19 protein-coding genes are annotated in these 18,789 nt (G+C 43.3%); 5 read left to right on the top strand and 14 right to left on the bottom strand.

Annotated features, from left to right (window positions below):
* Positions 1-25 precede the first annotated feature (25 nt).
* The 7 genes from ACH6CZ_RS06890 to ACH6CZ_RS06860 form a co-directional block, all read right to left on the bottom strand.
* Entirely contained in the window at positions 26-529 is a 504-nt protein-coding gene (locus tag ACH6CZ_RS06890; RefSeq protein ID WP_374096692.1) for a hypothetical protein, read from the bottom strand.
* A 111-nt stretch (positions 530-640) separates the two neighbouring features.
* A complete protein-coding gene (locus ACH6CZ_RS06885; RefSeq protein ID WP_374096691.1) occupies positions 641-1,288 on the bottom strand; it encodes an IucA/IucC family C-terminal-domain containing protein in 648 nt (215 codons plus the stop codon).
* Positions 1,289-1,324: 36 nt separating this feature from the next.
* Positions 1,325-2,359 (bottom strand): FecCD family ABC transporter permease, encoded by a 1,035-nt coding sequence (locus tag ACH6CZ_RS06880; RefSeq protein ID WP_374096690.1) that lies wholly within the window; start codon positions 2,357-2,359, stop codon positions 1,325-1,327.
* Entirely contained in the window at positions 2,356-3,360 is a 1,005-nt protein-coding gene (locus ACH6CZ_RS06875; protein ID WP_374096689.1) for a FecCD family ABC transporter permease, read from the bottom strand. Before ACH6CZ_RS06875 ends, ACH6CZ_RS06880 begins: the two co-directional genes overlap by 4 nt.
* A 62-nt stretch (positions 3,361-3,422) precedes the next feature.
* Positions 3,423-4,412, bottom strand: coding sequence for an ABC transporter substrate-binding protein (locus ACH6CZ_RS06870; RefSeq protein WP_374096688.1), 990 nt, complete (start codon positions 4,410-4,412; stop codon positions 3,423-3,425).
* Between the two features lie 158 nt (positions 4,413-4,570).
* The gene (locus tag ACH6CZ_RS06865; protein WP_374096687.1) at positions 4,571-5,722 is read right to left on the bottom strand and encodes an MFS transporter; all 1,152 of its coding nucleotides are present in this window, start codon (positions 5,720-5,722) and stop codon (positions 4,571-4,573) included.
* A 381-nt stretch (positions 5,723-6,103) separates the two neighbouring features.
* Positions 6,104-7,171: a M42 family metallopeptidase gene (locus ACH6CZ_RS06860; protein ID WP_374096686.1), complete on the bottom strand. Its 1,068-nt coding sequence runs from the start codon at positions 7,169-7,171 to the stop codon at positions 6,104-6,106.
* A 140-nt stretch (positions 7,172-7,311) separates the two neighbouring features.
* On the opposite strand from ACH6CZ_RS06860, the gene ACH6CZ_RS06855 reads away from it, so the two are divergent.
* Genes ACH6CZ_RS06855 through ACH6CZ_RS06845 form a run of 3 tightly spaced genes read left to right on the top strand, consistent with a single transcriptional unit; the run spans position 7,312 to position 9,009 of the window.
* Positions 7,312-7,875 carry a sugar O-acetyltransferase gene (locus ACH6CZ_RS06855; RefSeq protein ID WP_374096685.1) on the top strand — a complete coding sequence of 188 codons (564 nt, stop codon included), beginning with the start codon at positions 7,312-7,314 and terminating at the stop codon, positions 7,873-7,875.
* Positions 7,876-7,922: 47 nt separating this feature from the next.
* Entirely contained in the window at positions 7,923-8,228 is a 306-nt protein-coding gene (locus tag ACH6CZ_RS06850; protein ID WP_374096684.1) for a nucleotide pyrophosphohydrolase, read from the top strand.
* A 25-nt stretch (positions 8,229-8,253) separates the two neighbouring features.
* Positions 8,254-9,009 (top strand): alpha/beta hydrolase, encoded by a 756-nt coding sequence (locus ACH6CZ_RS06845; RefSeq protein ID WP_374096683.1) that lies wholly within the window; start codon positions 8,254-8,256, stop codon positions 9,007-9,009.
* Positions 9,010-9,055: 46 nt separating this feature from the next.
* Here the strand turns inward: ACH6CZ_RS06845 and ACH6CZ_RS06840 are convergent, their stop codons facing one another.
* Both ACH6CZ_RS06840 and ACH6CZ_RS06835 read right to left on the bottom strand, forming a co-directional pair.
* Complete coding sequence (locus ACH6CZ_RS06840) at positions 9,056-9,445, bottom strand: VOC family protein (protein WP_374096682.1); 390 nt, start codon at positions 9,443-9,445, stop codon at positions 9,056-9,058.
* 16 nt (positions 9,446-9,461) lie between these two features.
* Entirely contained in the window at positions 9,462-9,938 is a 477-nt protein-coding gene (locus ACH6CZ_RS06835; protein ID WP_374096681.1) for a hypothetical protein, read from the bottom strand.
* Positions 9,939-10,058: 120 nt separating this feature from the next.
* Here ACH6CZ_RS06835 and ACH6CZ_RS06830 point away from each other — a divergent pair, with 120 nt between their 5' ends.
* Positions 10,059-10,460: a (deoxy)nucleoside triphosphate pyrophosphohydrolase gene (locus tag ACH6CZ_RS06830; RefSeq protein ID WP_374096680.1), complete on the top strand. Its 402-nt coding sequence runs from the start codon at positions 10,059-10,061 to the stop codon at positions 10,458-10,460.
* Positions 10,461-10,487: 27 nt separating this feature from the next.
* Here ACH6CZ_RS06830 and ACH6CZ_RS06825 read toward each other — a convergent pair whose 3' ends face one another.
* The 5 genes from ACH6CZ_RS06825 to ACH6CZ_RS06805 all read right to left on the bottom strand — a co-directional run bounded on the left by ACH6CZ_RS06825 (position 10,488) and on the right by ACH6CZ_RS06805 (position 17,763).
* Entirely contained in the window at positions 10,488-13,361 is a 2,874-nt protein-coding gene (locus ACH6CZ_RS06825; RefSeq protein WP_374096679.1) for a DEAD/DEAH box helicase, read from the bottom strand.
* A 16-nt stretch (positions 13,362-13,377) separates the two neighbouring features.
* A complete protein-coding gene (locus ACH6CZ_RS06820) occupies positions 13,378-15,288 on the bottom strand; it encodes a 3'-5' exonuclease (protein ID WP_374096678.1) in 1,911 nt (636 codons plus the stop codon).
* Between the two features lie 151 nt (positions 15,289-15,439).
* Positions 15,440-16,477, bottom strand: a complete 1,038-nt coding sequence (locus ACH6CZ_RS06815) for a DmpA family aminopeptidase (protein WP_374096677.1) — start codon at positions 16,475-16,477, stop codon at positions 15,440-15,442.
* Between the two features lie 83 nt (positions 16,478-16,560).
* A complete protein-coding gene (locus tag ACH6CZ_RS06810; RefSeq protein ID WP_374096676.1) occupies positions 16,561-16,956 on the bottom strand; it encodes a VOC family protein in 396 nt (131 codons plus the stop codon).
* A 348-nt stretch (positions 16,957-17,304) separates the two neighbouring features.
* The gene (locus ACH6CZ_RS06805; RefSeq protein ID WP_374096675.1) at positions 17,305-17,763 is read right to left on the bottom strand and encodes a DIP1984 family protein; all 459 of its coding nucleotides are present in this window, start codon (positions 17,761-17,763) and stop codon (positions 17,305-17,307) included.
* A 140-nt stretch (positions 17,764-17,903) separates the two neighbouring features.
* On the opposite strand from ACH6CZ_RS06805, the gene ACH6CZ_RS06800 reads away from it, so the two are divergent.
* Positions 17,904-18,716, top strand: a complete 813-nt coding sequence (locus ACH6CZ_RS06800; protein ID WP_374096674.1) for a GNAT family N-acetyltransferase — start codon at positions 17,904-17,906, stop codon at positions 18,714-18,716.
* Positions 18,717-18,789: the final 73 nt, after the last annotated feature.

Here is an 18,789-nt window from a genome sequence, read left to right as displayed (position 1 = left end):
CCTCTGTCACTCAATTACGACCATGCTACTCGATTTTCTCTGTTCCTGTACTTCGTTGCCTTTCTATTTCTTTCTTTAACCGCTCACGCTGCCCTCTCAGTTCACGCGTAATGACCAGTTCATCCTCTACATCAGACGTTTTCAGCTTCACATACTGATCGATCGCTTTTTCAAATCCTCTATTCACTTCATCAATCGCTTCAATCAGCGTATGGTGGGTTATCGGAATTTTATCCTGCTGGGTAGCTTTATTTACCTTTTGCATTAAAATCGTTTCGGCGTATAAAAGGTTGGCATAAGTTTCAATAGACTCCTTATTGGCAGCCATCCCTTTAATTTCTGAAGCCATCTCAACCGTGCGCACAATCATGCCGGTCATCGCGTCAGGATTGAGCTTTTTCTTCATGATTTTTCTTACCTTCGTTTCCCCTACACCGTTTCTCAAAGTTTTTTCAAACGTCTGTAACGTCTGGACAAATGTTGATCTAAATCGCTGGTCTTCCATGCTTTTTTTTATGTTTTCAAACATGAGACATCTCCTTTACTTAAGTACAGGATTTTAGGCAATTATATCAAAAAGTGGGGAGGGAGGTTAAAGTGTCATGAGATGACACTTTAACCTCCCTCCCCACAGTGCACATCACCTCAAAGGACAATTCCCGCAATACGGCTGCTCCTGCCCTTCTTTAATCTGATACAGCCTACAGCAGGTTTCTCTGACAGGCACGATATCCCAGCTTTCAGGCCGCTGTAGATATTTTGCGAAAGGGTTTGTTTCAACTCCTGTCCATGTGGCATGCGGATCAGTCATTTCGTTAAATAGTAACTCAAGTTGTTCCTGAGGGTACTCAGCAGCTTTCTTACGGAATACTGACTGCATGCGTACGGCGATGTTTTCCCATAGAATCTTTTGTGGAATTTTACAGGTTTTAGAGAAATGCTGAACCATCGGCGTCAGGTGTTCAGCGAAAACAGCTGTTTTCCAGTCCTGATCCATTTCATGGTACTGATCACCTTCAATTAAGACAAAATGATCAAAGTGAAATGCTGCGTCCTTCAGCCAGTTTTTATTTCCTTTATAAAGACCGTAATATTCAAGCGCTGCTGCTGCAGTCATAACGGCATACCTTTTTATCACTAAAGAAGCTGCAGTTGATTCAAGCTTGATATCACTAACGCGGGCATAGCGTCCAACGACTTCAGCGATGACATCTGGATGCTCAAGTTGTTTAATCGGTACACCTTCTCTGCCGTGTTGTTTTTCAATCCGATATTGTTCTAAGTCCATGATCTGTCTCCTTTTTAAAGAAATGAAGTAGTCGAATCACTGATTCCGGTAGCGAAACAGCAGATACAGGAAGAATGGTGCGCCAATTGCAGCTGTGAATACGCCGGCCGGGATATCAAGCGGCAGAAACACTGTACGTGCCACAAGATCTGCAATAAGAACAAGGAATGCACCGATCAAAGCAGTTAATACAGCGAGTCCCGGGAATGAGCGGTGAACGAGACGTCTTGCGATATGAGGCGCCATCAGTCCGACAAACTCAATGCCCCCGGCAAAAGCGGCTGCCGTTCCTGCGAGCATCACACTGCACATTAAAAAGATAAATTGCTGGAGCTGTACACGTATTCCGACACTGACAGAAAAATCTTCTCCCAGCTCTGTTACGTTCAGTCCTCTTCCAAATACGATCAGAAACGGAATCGGGATGAGCAGCCACCAAATCATTGAAGTGACCTCACTCCAGGAAGCTGCGTAAATACTGCCAGTCAGCCATATGTAGGACTGTGTGGTAGTCGCCGTATCACCCATTACCAGCATAAACGTCACACATGCCTTCATGATCGCGGATAATCCGACCCCAATTAGCACAAGCCTGATTGGGGTGACCCCTTTATTCCATGAGATCAGGTAAATCAAAAGCGCAGCCAGCAAGCCTCCTCCAATTGCTGCAAGCGGCAGATACTGCATACTGATAACCCCTGCACCAAAAGAAATAAATGTAACAGCACCAAGGGATGCACCACTTGTGATCCCAATAATATCAGGTGCAGCGAGCGGATTTCTGACCAGACTCTGTAAGATCAAGCCTGCCACACCAAGTGCCGCTCCAACTAAGATCGCCATCAGCGCACGCGGTAAACGGAGCGTTTCTACGACAAACGAATGCTGGTCAATCTGTCCTGTGATCTGCATAAATACTTCAGTAAGTGGAATCCAGTTGCTTCCTGATGAGAGACTTAATAAAAAGACTGATACAACTGCCAGTAACCAGATGCCTGTTACAATCAGCCAGCGTGCTGAAAGCTGAATTGATACATGGTCGTTAAATAATCGGAATGTCCATTGTTTCATTTTTTCGACACTCCTTTTCTAGCAAGATAAATAAAGAAAGGTCCGCCTATAAAAGCCGTCATCACACCAATTGGTACTTCCTGCGGTGCAATGATGACCCGGGCAATAATATCTGATGTAAGTAAGACAGCAGCACCTAGAAGGCCGCTGTAAGGAAGGATCCAGCGGTAATCGTTCCCAACGAGACTTTTAGCCATATGAGGCACAATCAGACCGATGAATCCGACTGAGCCGACAACTGCAACGGATCCGCCTGCAAGAATAATGACCAGCATCCCCATGACAAGCTTTGTCAGCCACACTTTTTGACCAAGTCCTTTTGCTACATCGTCTCCTGATGAAAAAATACCCATCGGACGGGCCATAAAGAGACTGATGACCAGCGCACCAAGTAGAAAAGGCAACACGGATAACAGCATGTCGAGATCACGCCCGGCAACAGACCCTGAGATCCAGAATAGAACCGTTTGAATCGATTGTTCATCTAACACAAGCATTCCCTGAGTAAATGATACAAACAGTGCTGAGAGCGCAACGCCTGCAAGAATCACCTTAATGGGTGTAAGCCCATCACGCCCAAGACTCCCAAGGAAAAATACAGTTCCTCCGGCAATGGCAGCACCGAGAAACGCAAACCACATGTAGCCTGAAAGTGAAGAGACTTCAAGCCAGGTAATGGCAAAAACAATAAAGAAAATGGCCCCTGCATTGATACCAAGCAGGTCAGGCGCGGCCAGCGGGTTTCTAGTTAACGCCTGTACAAAAACCCCTGCCAGTGCGAGGTTCATACCAATCACTAATGAAATCAGTCCTCTGGAAAGCCGTGAGGTACCAATAATCAGATGGTTTGTATTATTCGGGTCATAGCTGACAATCGCTTCCCACGTTTCTGACAGAGGAATTGCAGTCTGTCCAACTGCCAGACTTGTCAGAAACAGAAGCACAACTGCTCCGATTAAGCTGATTAAACCGGTGATTTTTAACATAGTAGAACGTAACATTTTAACGCCTCTTCTTTCATGAGAAAAAGGGGACGCAATATGCCTCCCCCTTCACTCAATTCTTATTGCTCAAGCTCAAAATATTCGTACATATCATCAAGCATCAGGTTTGCAGCCTGCAAACCGCCAGCCATGTTCCATGCAACTTCATCTACTGTAAATACATTGTCGTTCTTCACAGCTTCAAGATTTTGATAAAGCGGGTGAGCCGTCCACTCTTCAAATGTCTTCTGCACATCCGGTGTATCCTCCATGAACTGGAAGAATACATCTGCATTCATTTGCGGAATTGCTTCTTTATCATTTAACATCACGATTTCTTCATTTTCACCCTGAAGTTCGATTGGCTCCTGGAAACCTGCTTCCTGAAGAATTGAACCTGCAAAACCAGTTACATAAATACGCGCGTGATCTGCACGATAATTCAGTACAGCCGCACTCATCAGCCAGTTTTCATCACCATTAATTTTTTCCTGGAAGTCAGCAATACGGCTTTCCCAGTCAGATAGAAGCGTCTCAGCCTTCTCTTCTTCTCCAAGAGCCTGTCCAATCAGGTTTGTTGTTTCTTTAAAATCATAAATCGTTTCATTTACAATCGTTGGTGCAATTTCAGAAAGCTGCTCATAAATCTCTTCGTGACGGATCTGAGAAGCAAAAATCACATCCGGCTCTAAAGCAGCGATCTCTTCAAGGTTAGGCTGTGTTTCCTGCCCCACATAAGTAACATCCTGAAGATCTTCCTTTATGTAATCATACATTGGTACCTGTACCCATGATTCAACAACACCAACTGGCGTTACATCGAACTCAAGCACAGTATCAGTCGCTCCCTGATAAAGTGATACAACACGCTCCGGCTTTTCTTCTAAAGTAGTCGTACCCATTGCATGCTCAACTTCAATCGCTCCGCCTTCAGACTCCGTTTCTTCTGAAGCAGTGCCATTATCTGATTCAGTTGCATCCGTTGATTCTTCCTCACTGCCGCCACAAGCTGCCAGTACGAAAGCAGAAACCAGACATGCAACAATCAATAACAATAACTTTTTATTCATTTTTCAATCTCCTTTAGTGATAATGATTTTCATTTGCAATATGATTGTATTATAAATGAAAACCATTATCAATAGCTAATTGAGAAATATTTTCAATTGTACTTTTTAGCATAGCTGTGTTGCCATAGAAAAAAGCAGCCCGAAGACTGCTTTTTTAATCAATTTTTTAATTTACTCAAAATAGGAGCTACACTAAAAACCGCAAGAAACAGAAAGCCTGATGCAAGGGTAAAACTGGTGGCGATGTAGCCAAACCCCATTCCTGCACTAATCAGTACGGCATTGAAAACGAGCGATTGGAATGATTCAAGGGTGACTCTGATCCTGCTGTCTGCTTTTTCGTGAAGAGCACCCATGATTAATGGCTCTGTCATGCCTGCAGCGAGTAAAAAGAGGATGATGGCTAAAGCACCTATCCAATTCACCTGAAGTGCTGATAGAGTCAGTGCAGACGCCCCTATGAGGATCACACCTTTCAACAGTATTTCACGGTCAAACCTGTTTCTCAGAGAATGGGCAGCCAGCGCACCTGGTATTTGTGCGATCAGGATGACACCATAAAACAAACCGAAGAATGAAACACTGATCCCTGCATCTACAAGATAAAGCTGCCAGAACTCTTCAACAAAACCAGCAGCAAGCCCGACAGAGATTCCTAAAAATAGAACGTATACTAAAGCAGGCTGCCTTTTGAAAAACCTGACCGCTTCAATGATCTGATCTGATATGGCATACTCTGGTTCTTCACCTTTTTGTTCGACATCTTTTAACAAAAGCGTCAGTAAAAAAGCGATGAGTGTACTGCTTAGTGACAGCCAGTAATTGACCTCAAGTGGCACACGCGCTGCTAAAAAGCTTCCTGACATAGCGGCAATAAACAATGACACCATTCTGACTGCCTGCAGTCTGCCAATATGCCCATCAAAGCGCTCTTCCTGATGAACCGCTGCCAGCGAATCGTATAACAGGGCGTTTTCAGCTCCGCTTAATAACGCTGCGCCTGCCGCGGCAAATGCAACTGCCAGTCCGAACTCCCAGAATGAATCTGCTGTTATCAGAATGGCAAACATCAAACCCTCGAATAAAACGCCCGTTATAATCAGCGGTTTTCGTCCGATCCGGTCAGCCAAAACACCTGATGGTACCTCGAGCAACAGCATAACTGAACCAAAAATAATCTCGGTCAGTACCACATCAAGCACTGACATCCCGCGCATTTCCCAGAACAATCGTTCAATGACATAGGCAGGGATTAATGAAAAGAAAAAACTGATTACATATAAAACCTTTATATTCCGTTTTGCGTGCATCGCTCAGTTGCCTCCTCTCTTAATATGGCGAGAAGGGCTGACTGGCGGATCACGTGCTGTTATTTAACTGGGTGGACGCGGTAGTGTGTTCATATATAGTGTGCCTCCTTTTAAATGTGAGTACTACTTTCTATTATACCAGTAATGACAAAACATTCAGACTTTTTAATATTACAGTGATTCTATGATTAATTACATGGTCAGTATCGTTGAAATGATTGGAGCGTAAATCAGTACCCGTCTTGTTCAAAGCCTTATTTTTAAAAAAGTAGCGAGGGCGAATAGTAACATGATCACATCAAATTGACTGCTCCACTTTTAGAGTGATTCTAAAAGTGAACCACTTAACTCTGACCCCAGTGTGCCGCCTAATAAAACCCATCAATCAATAAATTCAAACCCACTCTCCTCACTCAAATCCAAAACAAACGCCTTCAGCAATTCCTTTGTGGCAGTCAAATCCTCCATATCAATCACTTCAACCGGTGAATGCGCATAACGTGAAGGAATCGACAGGACACCAGTAGGAGTACCATAGTTAGTTAAGCTCATTGCCCCGCCATCTGTTCCGATGCCCGGGAAAACTTCAAGCTGGTAGGTGATTTTTTGTTCTTTTGCCAATTGAATCAGCTTCTCTTTTACAGCCGGGTGTGAAATCAGGCTGAAATCGAGAACTTTAATGCCTGTGCCGGCACCGAGTGCAAGTGATGCATCCATGGTTTCTTCAGGTGTATCACTCACTGCTGTTGTATCAAGGGCAATCGCTACGTCTGCCTCTACTTGTCTGGCAGCTACCTGTGCGCCGCGTAAGCCTACCTCCTCCTGAACTGTGAAAACGGCTGTAAGCGTCCCGGCAAAACGTTCATTCTGCAATTCCTGCAAAGTCTGAATCAGCACCGCACAGCCTGCTCGGTCATCGAAACCTTTGCCGACAAAACGTCCTGTCGTTTCATTTCCCAAAAACTCCATATCCGGCTTCCACGTAACAGGCGTTCCGACTTCCACACCAAGTTCAATCGCATGTGCTTTGCTTTTTGCGCCGATATCTATGTATAGCTGACGATGATTACGTACTTTTGCGGCGTCATCAAACTTTGAATAGTGTGCAGAAATACTGCCAATTACACCAGTTAAAAGCCCGGTGCGTGTGCGCAGTTGTACCTTTTGCGTTAACAGCAGACGGTCATCGTTTTCCCCAAGCTTTTCAAAACGAAGCAGACCGTTCTCTTCAACCTTTTTCACAATAAATCCGACCTCATCCATATGAGCAGTCATCACCATCACAGGACCGGGCTTCGTTCCCTTCTTCGTTGCTATCACATTACCAAGCGAATCCACCTTCACCTCGTCTGCCAGTGTTTTTACTGTATCCCTTACCCATTTACTGACCGGCTGCTCATGGCCGCATGGGCCGTGCAAGGCTGTTAACTGTTCTAAAAGCTGCTGCATGCTGATTCCTCCTTTGTGTTTGTTATGGTGTATTATACCTTTTTATTTAGATAAGCGAAAGATTTATAGGAGATCGCACTAGCCACTCAACCCCCAAAATGAGAAACTAAAAGAAATGCTATCAAGAAAAGGTGACTTAAATGAAAACTGAAAAACAAAAAATGCTCGCAGGTGACATGTACGATCCTGCAGACCCGGTGTTAATGAAAGAGCGTGAAGAAGCAAGAAGGAAGGTCCGACTATTTAACCTGACGACTGAAGCTGAAGGGGCGCAGCGTGTTGAAATGCTGAAAGAACTTCTTGGTTCAACTGGCAGTCACGTCTATATGGAGCCAAATATCCGCTTTGATTATGGTTACAATACGCACGTCGGAGAAAATTTTTTCGCTAATTTTGACTGTACGATTTTAGATGTATGTGAGGTTCGCTTTGGTGATAACTGTATGCTTGCGCCGGGCGTTCAGATCTATACAGCCACTCACCCACTTGATCCGGTTGAAAGAAATTCAGGAAGAGAGTATGCCAAGCCGATTACATTTGGACATAACGTCTGGATTGGCGGCAATGCAGTGATTAATCCCGGGATTACGGTTGGTGATAATGCAGTGATTGCTTCAGGTGCTGTTGTAACGAAGGATGTTCCGGCAAATGTGGTGGTTGGGGGCAATCCTGCGCGGGTGATTAAGGAAATTGATGTAAAATAGAAACATGTTGCCGATATGATAGTATTAAGAGAAAAGGACTGACAAAGTTGACTCAAATCGATGAAATCATTCAATCTATTAATGACTTCCGTGAAGAAAGAAACTGGGGAAAGGCTCATAACCCAAAAGATTTAGCGATCTCTCTGTCTATTGAAGCTTCTGAACTGCTAGAGGACTTCCAGTGGAAAAGCAGTGAGCAGGCGATTGAACAAAACATCGAGAACATTAAAGATGAAATTGCGGATGTATTGATCTATGCACTTACACTCAGCAGTGTGCTTGAGCTGGATGTTGAAGAGATTATCAGGGAAAAGATTAAGAAAAACGGAATCAAGTATCCGGTTAAAAAGTAGCTTTTACCAGGGAGGAACGATCACAATGCCTTTATTTGAAATCAACCTTTCTTCAGCAGCCCTGGGCATCCAGACAGCTGTGAATGTTGTGTTGCCAATCAGCGTAGATCAGAAAGCTTTATCAGAAGGTGATACATATTCGTACGGCAGCACAAAATTCCCGGTACTTTATCTTTTGCACGGTGCCTCAGATGACTACTCCTGCTGGATGCGCTGGTCTTCGATTGAACGTTATGCGAATGAAAAAGGAATTGCTGTGGTGATGCCGAGTGCGGACCTGAGTGCTTATACTGATATGAAGCATGGTCACAACTACTGGACGTATATTAGCGAAGAATTACCCGCTTTTATAGAAGCGACATTTCCCGTTTCCACTAAAAGAGAAGACACTTTTGCTGCAGGCCTTTCAATGGGTGGATATGGTGCGTTTAAGCTTGCACTGCGCAAGCCTGAAAAGTTTGCGGCAGCAGCTTCCCTGTCAGGCGCTCTTGATATGGCAGACCGCGTGCGGAAGGACCGTAAGTATGACAATGCTTTTGGCGATCATGCCATGCTTGATGGAACGGAAAACGACTTGTTTCATTTAATGACGACGGCTGAAGGTGAGCTACCAAGGCTGTTTCAGGCGTGTGGGACTGAAGATTTTCTTTATGAGGATAATATTCGTTTTAAAAAGCTTGCTGAAGAGCACAGCCTTAATCTGACTTATGAAGAAGAGCCGGGTGATCATAACTGGGCTTATTGGGATATGAAGATTCCGCGGGTACTGGAGTGGCTGTGAATCGTAATCCCCTGTCTGAAGCAGACAGGGGATTACTACTTATATTTCAATTTTTCGGCGCTACGATTTCAACTTTTATTCGGTCCGGGTCTTCCATAAATACTGCATAGTAATCTTCTCCGCCTGCAAAAGGATGCCGGTCTTCATATAAAACCCGGACGCCCTTAGCCTTCAATTGCTCCGTCAGCTCATCCACATGCTCGCGTGAATCTGCGTGAAAAGCCAAGTGATTCAATCCGGTGCGCTTGCGATGATAAGGAACGTCCAGATACGCGTCTTCTGTCTGCACAAACACCAGGTACGTCTCCCCGTACTTCCAGCTCCTCCCGCTCTCCCACTCCTGATACAATTCATAGCCAAGCTCCTCAAGCAGCCAGCCCCAGAATTCAGTGGATTTTTTTAAGTCTGATACGTATAGTTCAACATGATGCAACATCAAACTGTTCCCCTTTTCACTTATGATCTAATCTTTTGTGGGCTGTCATCCGTTCCCGCTGCGCCCTCAGCTCACGACTGATCATCATTTCCTCTCTCATGCCCTCAGTACGCAGCTCATAAAAATGATCGACCGTTTTCTCAAAACCAATCGCGATTTCCTCAATTGACTCCTGAATCGTCTCATTTCTGATCGACAGTCCATCCTTTTTCGCCTGAAGCACCTGCCTCATCAGAATCGTTTCAGAATACAGCAGATTCGCAAGCAGCTCTGCCCCGTCCCGCGTGCCGGAAATCTTCTGCACCTTTGACACAATCCGGGCTGTTCTGATCATCGTCAGCACATGCGGCTCAATCGGCTTATTCTGCTTCTGCGCTTTTTTGATCTTTTTTTCATTTATGTTTGATAGTAATAGATTATGAAATTCATATAATGTATTGATGAATTTGTTGCGAAATCTTCTTTGTTTGAGATAGGAGATGAGGGATTTCATGTTATGGGCTCCTTTTTTGATAGATCATTGCTTTCATTATAACAGGAATGGATTGGGAATTAATGACCTGTGCGCTATGTTAAAATGAATTTATGAATATATGGGTTAGGAGTTGTCAGTATGAAAAAGAAAGTAAAAGTCGTTGCCGCTGTAATTGAAAATGAAAACAACGAGATACTATGTGCTTTACGTGCTCACAATATGGCAATCCCGAACATGTGGGAGTTTCCCGGCGGAAAAGTTGAAGAAGGAGAAAACTTACAGGAGGCACTTAAAAGAGAAATTGCTGAAGAACTAGAATGCGAGATTAAAGCTTATGATGTTATCAATAAAAACACACATGAATATGAGTCATTTATTATTGAGCTAATTTCACTAAAAGCTGAACTTGTAAAAGGAGTACCTGTAGCAACAGAGCACGCTAAGTTAATCTGGATGCCACGTGAACACCTTGAATCACTGGTGTGGGCACCAGCTGATATTCCTGCAGTTAAAGATGTGATGAATCAGGTGAACGTATAAAAGCAAAGAACGATGAGCTCTTTGCTTTTATACTTGTTCATGGAGATAGTCATAGATTTGGCGGTCAATGCTTTCATTTAGCATCAGGTTCATTGTGACCACCGGCAAATTTTCATTTCCGCTTTGCATCACGGTTTCCTCTATTGAGTCTTGATCAGGTGTCACTTCACCCGCATAGTAAAAATCTCCACCTTCATCATCGTCTTTTTTCACAAACAGGTGAAGCTTATTTCCTCTTTGTTGAGACTCAGTGATATCTAACACTTCCTTTGAATTTAGCTTTCTACGGCTTCTTGTGTACCAGTGAAAGACTTCAGGATTAATAAATGTATCACCATAGTTCACACTATCTTCAACATCCTCCTGTTTATGATAAGTAACAAAAATAGGACAGGTATTATGCTTCGTTTTATATCCATAAATCGTCGACTGCTCATCTTTATCCCAATTCAGCAGCCAACACGCATCTTTACGGGAGTATTTCTCAAGTCTGGTCAACGGCACGCTTTGATCATAGCGCCTTCCTCTTTTCAAAGAAACCATTAAGACGTCTGTTAAAAGTGTGCGGAACCATTTATCTGTTAATAATTCTTTCATATGATTTGAAAGGTGATAATTTTCTTCATCCCTTTCAACAAGAGAGTTACCGCCATATTTTTCTTGATCCGCAGTTTTAAAGAATGAAAGGTTTAATACTCTCTCCATTGATTTTAAAGTGTCACGATCAGACCTTGCGCCTTCTTGTTCAAGTATTGCCTGGAAAGTTTCATGGCTGAGAGTTCCCAACTTAGTCAGATTTAAAATCAACAATGCCTCATGAATCCTTTTACCCGACAATATTTCTTTCGATAAAAAAGTAAGCACGCGCTGATGAACCTGTGAAAGTGATGGTGTTTCTTCTTTCATTACAGTCAAAAACGCTCCATAATGATCTTTTTTATCGGCAATGACAACCGGGTCTATTGAATGATGATCATAAAAATCCTCCATCATTGGCATCCGCCCAATTCTGTTTTTAAGCTCCTGATAAGCATCCTTCATTACAGATAAATGTGTCAGCTTTGCCTGCTGAATAGAAGCGTAGACCCTTTCTTTTGCAACGGCTTCAAAGTTGATGGTCGAAACACCTTTAATATAACTTCGATCAATCATCTTTCTTCTAACAGCATCCTTATTCTGTGAGCGGTCTCCTGACAGCGCAATTGGGATCAAATAGTTATTTTGATAGTTTCCGATAAAATCAATGACTGTCACATAATCTTTTGTATCATGCTTTCTTAAACCACGTCCGAGCTGCTGGATAAAAATGATACTGGATTCCGTCTGCCTTAACATCACAACCTGGTTAATACTAGGGATATCAATACCTTCATTGAAAATATCAACTGTCAAAATATAATCCAGCTGTCCCTCTTCAAGCTTAGTCACTTCTTCAGATCGTTTTTCCTGAGAATCATCACCAGTGAGGGCAACAGTTCTGAAACCCCTTTTATTTAGTTCGAGGGACAATGCATATGCCTCACGCTTTGAGCTGCAAAATACCAATCCACAGACACGCTCACCTGAATGCCCATAATAATTTGTCTTTTCAATAATCTGATTCACTCGTTCTTCAGATAAAAGGTGATTAAACAGTTCAGTTGTGCTTTCTTTTCCATCGATCACTAAATCTGTTACGCCAAAATAATGAAAAGGGCAGAGCATGTCTTCTTCCAGTGCTTCCTGAAGTCTTATTTCATAGGCAATGTTGTAATGAAATAACTTAAAAAGATCGTATCCATCCGTTCGCTCAGGTGTTGCAGTCATGCCAAGTAAAAAGGCAGGCTTAAAGTAATCAATCATTCGCTGATACGTGTCAGAGCCTGCACGGTGACTTTCATCAATAAGTATGTAATCAAATGTCTCCTGCTCGAATTGTTTCAGTGTTTTATTCTTGGACATTGTCTGAACAGTAGCAAACAAGTATCTCGCATTCGTATCGCGGCTTGTGCCTGAAAGAATGCCAAACTCGTCGTCAGTTCCACCCAGAACCCGCTGAAAGTCTGCTTTCGCCTTTTTCAGAATCTGTTCTCTATGTACAACAAACAGCATTCTTTTTGGACGTACTCTTCTGACGTCAAATGCAGCCAGGTACGTTTTTCCCGTACCGGTGGCTGACACAATCAGTGCCCGCTTTTCCTCTGCGCTTCTAATATCCGCAATTCCCTGGAGCGCTGCCTCCTGCATCTTATTCGGCTCAATCTTAAGGGCATCCTTTAACCTATTGACTGTATAACTGCCAGGAAAATCCGCAACCTGGTCAGGTAATTTTTCACGAAAAGCTTTTTCATACTGGTCAATCCACTGATCATTCAAAGGAATGGCCTGATCCCACATATCCTGAAACTGATGTCTGAAATGATGAACAATATCTCCATTTTCGTGGGAAGTCATCTTTACATTCCACTCATAGTTTACTTTTAATGCGTTGGCCGTCAGATTTGAGCTACCGACAATTAGAGAATAATACTGATCGTGCTGAAATATGTATCCTTTTGAATGAAAACCATCCACTTCCGCAATTTTCACTTCAACGTTCTTTAACTTTAATAACTCTCTGAAAACCTTTGGCTGATTAAAATATTGATAAGTGGAGGTAAGGATTTTCCCCTGTATCCCTTTTTCGTGAAGATCTAGCAAATAAGCTTTCAGTGTCGCGAGTCCACTTTCTGTTATAAATGCCACTGAAAACAGAAACGACTGACATGACTTCAGTTCATCTGTCAGTGAAGTCAGCACATCCTGACGCTTCCCAGGCTGATTCACAAGAAGCTCCGGTTTAAAGCGGCTGAACTGTGTATGATTTTTATCTATAAACCCTTTTTCAAGTGAATGCTGCAGCTGCTTAATCATCTGATTCATATCCGGCCACCCTTTCTTAATTGATCACATCATTATTATTTGTTGTTAAAGGAGATGAACGTTCAGTCAACACCTCATCAAAATACTCTGTAAACACTGACTCACCTGAATAAGACAGACACAAATACTCCTTTGCTCTCGTCATCCCGATATAGAGAAGCGATGCCTCCCGCTCGACATCGTCCTGCAGCACAAATGGCATATTATCAACGTTTACAATGAATACTGCCTGAAAGTCGAGTCCTTTGCTGCTTTCAATGGTGCTGATTTTGACCATTTGATCGTCTTTTTGAAAATTGCGCTTGGATTCACTGTTTTCAGTGAGCCAGTAGTAGCTGATACCTGCTTTTTTGAGCTCATGCTTGAGAACATCGACGTAGTTCATCGCGTACGTTTTCTTCACACGATACAGCACCAGCATCTCAGAATAAGGGATTTTCTTTTGTTCATGTAGCTTTTTCATCTGCCTTGCTACAATATTTGCTTCCTTTTGAAAAGAATCTGTTTTTAATATGGCCGGTTCAAATCCTTTTCGTTTTGTGCTTTGCGGTGCGATAATTTCACCGTCTAGCTCCTTTGCCACGACTTTATTTTTCAATGCAGACTGGGACTGATAAAAATCCCAGGCGAACTTTACAATCTGAGCAGTATTACGGTAGTTAATACTCAGGATCTTTGAACGACCGCGAAAATCCAGGCCGGTATCCTGAACGTAACTGCGCTTTCTTTTATAAATGGACTGGGCACGGTCTTCAACCAGCAATAGTGACTTCGTGTCAGGATTCAACAGCTCACTGACCAACTCAAACCATTCCGACTCAAAATCCTGTCCTTCGTCAATCAAAATCGCATCATATTTTGGTAAAATCGCTTCTTTATTCCGTAGCTTCTTAACCAGTTCAGGAATCTCCTGTTCTTTGCACTTCACATCATACTTCAGCCAGGCATGGAAATTCCTCACTTCAATCTGATGTTTTGTACGATCAGACTCTTCATCAAAATCAAACAGGTTATCCGGTTCTGTCATCATTTGAGAAACCATTTGCTCAATAAAGCGTGAGAGTGAAATGTTGTGGCATAGAATGAGAATCTTCCAGTCAGGATGATCTTTGGTCAGCAGCTTTGCGCGGCTTGCGAGTACCAGCGTTTTACCGCTTCCCGCCACACCTCGGATCAGCCTGTTTTGATCCCCAATCTGCTTGGCCATATTTTCCTGGTGCAGGTCCATTGCTTTTACATTGTGTAAAGATAACAGGAGCTGATCCTGATACGGTGAGGCCGGCTTAAACTCTGCGCTGATCCGCACCTCAGGAAACAGGTGATAGCGAATGGCATCAATATCTGCTTTCGATAACGGCTCCCGCAGACGATAAGGTACGGTAAACATATTTAAAATCTTTTCAATCAGATTTTCCTCTGAAAATGATTCATCATCCGGATTAATTTCATCCCTTGTTAATGAAAGAGATGGATCTACAACACGGTATAGATCATGTTGAATAAAATCTTTTTGGGTCAAACGTGTAAATACAGCACCTGATCCATACGGAAACTTTAAGTAAGACGCAAATTTCCCTTCCAGCTGAAGCAGACTTTTGTCCTTTTTTAACGCATTAACGAGATGAAACATATTCTCCCGTGCCTGCAGCATTGGACTTTTTGTTTTCACCTGTTCACCTGAAGAAGATACAATGATCCACTCATCCTGATTCAGCTGAAACAATGTTCCTTTCGTGTAATCCTTCACTTCGAGCACAACCAGCCCAAGGTCCGGACCCACAATGACAAAATCAGGTCGGCGTCCGAACACGTTCGGTTCGTAGTACACAATATAATCGTCAGGCAGGTAATCTTTTAACGTTCTGAACAGCAGCCGTTCGCCCGCAGTCGCTGTTGATCTAATCGTTTCCGGTACTGTATATGCCATTTGAAACCCTCCACTTTTCGACATTTGTGTCTATTATACTATATAAACCGATTCTATTTTACATATTTTTGGATTTAATACCTATTACTTCTTAAGCGTTATTTATATAAAAGAAAAGCCAGTTCGATTGTTCGAACTGACTGATGATTCCTTATGTAAACTCATACCCCTCAACCACACGCCCATCTCTTCCCCGCGTCGTCTCGCCCTGACAAAGTGAATTCAAAATCGCTTCTTCTGTCGCTTCTGCAGCCGCAGTAAATAGTTGATTCATCACCGGATGATCTTCCCTCAGCTGCTTTCTTGTCTCCACGGCTGAAGCTGATTCATGCGGAATCTTATGTGCGGTTGAAAAGGCGATGACAATATCCCCGCTGCCATGACTAAAATAACTGCCTGTTCTGCCAAGACCGATCCCGCAGCGCTTCGCTACTCTTTGAAGCTGTCTGTCGCTGAGTGGTGCATCTGTTGCAAGGACAATCATAATGGAGCCGTCTGGTGTTTCAACTATGCCCTCTCCTTTTGATGAAACTCCATATTTTCCACTTAGGAATTCTTCTTTTTGACCAAAGTTACTGAGGACCAGCACGCCAATCGTGTATGAGTTATCCGCCTCCTGCACAACTCTCGAAGAAGTACCGATACCACCTTTATAACCAAAGCAGACCATTCCTTTTCCGGCTCCGTCAGCACCTTCTTCAGCAGGTTCTGCAGAAGCACGCCTAAGCGCTTCAATTGCGTGCTCAGGCTTAACCGGAAACTTCCGAATCGAGTTCAGGTAGCTGTCATTACATTCACCGACTACGACATTAATAGTGCCAGTAGTATCACCGATTTCAGGACTCTCATTAAGCATATATTCAAGCGTTCCTTGAGTGACTGCTGGAACACCGAATGTATTGGTCAGCATGATGGGTGACTCCAGCACGCCCAGTTCATTGAGCTGTACTAGTCCGGTTGTTTTACCAAAGCCGTTCAGGACATAGCTTGCAGCCGTTACTTTTTCCCGGAACAGGTTGCCTTCGCGCGGAAGAATTGCGGTCACTCCTGTACAGGCGCGATCACCTCTATCGCCTATTTCATGATCGAGTGTAACGTGACCAACTTTTATCCCTTTAACATCTGTGATACAGTTTTTCCTACCAACCTGTAGCCTGCCGATATTAACCCCTTTTTCTCGGATTTTCATATGTAACACCTCATCATTTAAAAGTAACTTTTGTAAAATAAATCAGGGACCATCTCTGATTAATCAAAGACAGCCCCCTTATGTTATTGTGCCTGCTCGTCAGGCTGATGAACGCCAAAAATGTTGCCTTCCGTATCTTTATAGTACCCCTGCCATGCCATTCCTGGTAATGCATGTTTCGCAAGGGCAACCGTGCCTCCGTTACCAAGTATCTTTTGCTCAGTGGCATCAAAATCCTCTACATTCATCGTACACGTAAAGCCATTTACCGGCTGGTTCGGTTCCGGCGCAGGACCCTGGCGTTGCATGAGTGCACCATTTACCCCAAGCTCACGATCATCACCGGTCACAGCACCATAGTAAGGCATCCCCGCATACTCACTCCAGTCCTGATATGTCCATCCAAACACTTCACCGTAAAACTTTTTTGCTCTTTCCATGTCTTCAACGTGAATTTCAAAATGTACAAGTCTTCCCATCCCTATACCTCCGATGATAATTGATTGATTTTTCAGTAAAATCAGTTCCGTTCTAATCATACCTGGTGATCAGCTATGTTCCAAGCGCTAAAAAGCCCTTAAGACATAAAAAAACTCCCGGAAACTGCCGGAAGTTTTATGCCCCATACCCACCCTCACGATATGAAAATCAGCACCTGGTAGTGATTTGTATATTGTTATTGTCATCATGTACATTGTACTGGGCTTGAATTGTCACACAGGACTCGAACCATTAGGGCTGCCCCTGAACCCGTACCATTAAAATGAGCTTCCAATTTACCCATTGGTGGGTTGGTACTCGCCTTTTCAATCGTTACCTGCTACCATTTATTTCACACATTCAGTCAGCCAGTTCAGCTCCTGAATTTTCGTATCAAGCTTTCGATATTCCTGAGAAAGATCATCAACACGCTTCTGCGTTTCCTTCACATTGATGGTAGAAACCGATTTGATTTCTGAACGTGAATAACGGTCATGACGCACGGAAGCCTGCTCAGCAAGCTCACTGAAAATACGCCGTTCCTGTCCGATCAGCTCGCGTTCTGTCAGTGCATCAGCCAGTGATCGCTTGTCATCAAATGGTGTTTGTAAATTGGTCCGGTTGATGTCCTGGATGAGCGTTTTCAGCTGTTTCAGGATCTGTTCGAGCTCCTGCCGCAGTTCTTTCGGATCTTCATTCGGCTCCTCACCCTCCTGCACTCTTGCGTTCTGGATCAGACGGTGCCTTAATTGTTCAATTCTCTTTTGATAATCCGCACGGGTAATAAGTGCTTCTGCGAGTTTCATCGGAATCTCTCCTTCAGCATTGATTATGTATTCCCTTATTTTAGCATTATGTCATTTATAAGTACAAAAATCTTCCGGCAATTTTCAAAGTATAATAAAATGACCACGTAGAGTATTTTATAAAGAAAAGAAGTGATCACATGTCAGAGATACTGAAAGAAGTCACAGTACTGAAAACGATATGCGAGCAATTCGATGGGGTCCAGCTGAAGCTCAATGAAAATACGATTGAAAGCGGGCAGGGTGTAAAAATCTTTCTCCATACCGAAAGTGGGCAGCTAATCGGATTTCTCGGTGTATATGAACTTGGTGCGACTGCTGAAGTGTGCGGAATGGTTCATCCTGATTTCAGAAGACAGGGGATTTTCACAGCCCTTTTGACAAAAGCATTCAGGTTTATGAGCGAAGCAGGATATAAGACTGTTTTACTGAATACACCCGCTTCATCAGCTTCCGGACAGGCATTTATTCAAAAAACGGATGCTGTATACAAAATGACAGAATACCAGATGAAATGGGATCAAACAGTGATAGCTGTTCCATCTGAAAAACTCACTTTGCGTAAGGCGCAGCCAGCTGACCGGGCATTCCAGATCGACCTGGACGCAGACGGCTTTTCAATCCCGCGTGAAGAAGTCGAACAGTTCTTTGATGGAGAGTCTGCAAATGAATCAACCACTTCCTATATGATTGAATGGGAAGGACAGCCTGCAGGTAAGCTTAGAGTTCATGTCATGAATGATCAGTATTGGCTCTACGGTTTTGTTGTGTCTAATTCATTAAGAGGGAAAGGCATTGGCAAAAATGCGTTATTAAGCGTGCTGCATCTGCTTCAGGAAGACGGACGCGAGATCCACCTTGAAGTGGAAGCAGAAAATAAAGGCCCTTTGAAGCTTTACGAATCATGTGGATTTCAGGTTTATCATGCGCAGGATTATTACACATACAAATGATGGTTTCTCATCAAATTCTAATCTTATTCCCAGTTTAATCTTATAATAGAAGACTAATATACAGAGTGAGAGA

The organism is Jeotgalibacillus sp. JSM ZJ347, assembly GCF_044383825.1.
In the GTDB taxonomy this organism is placed as follows: domain Bacteria; phylum Bacillota; class Bacilli; order Bacillales; family Jeotgalibacillaceae; genus Jeotgalibacillus.
This window is presented reverse-complemented; position numbering and strand designations above follow the sequence as displayed.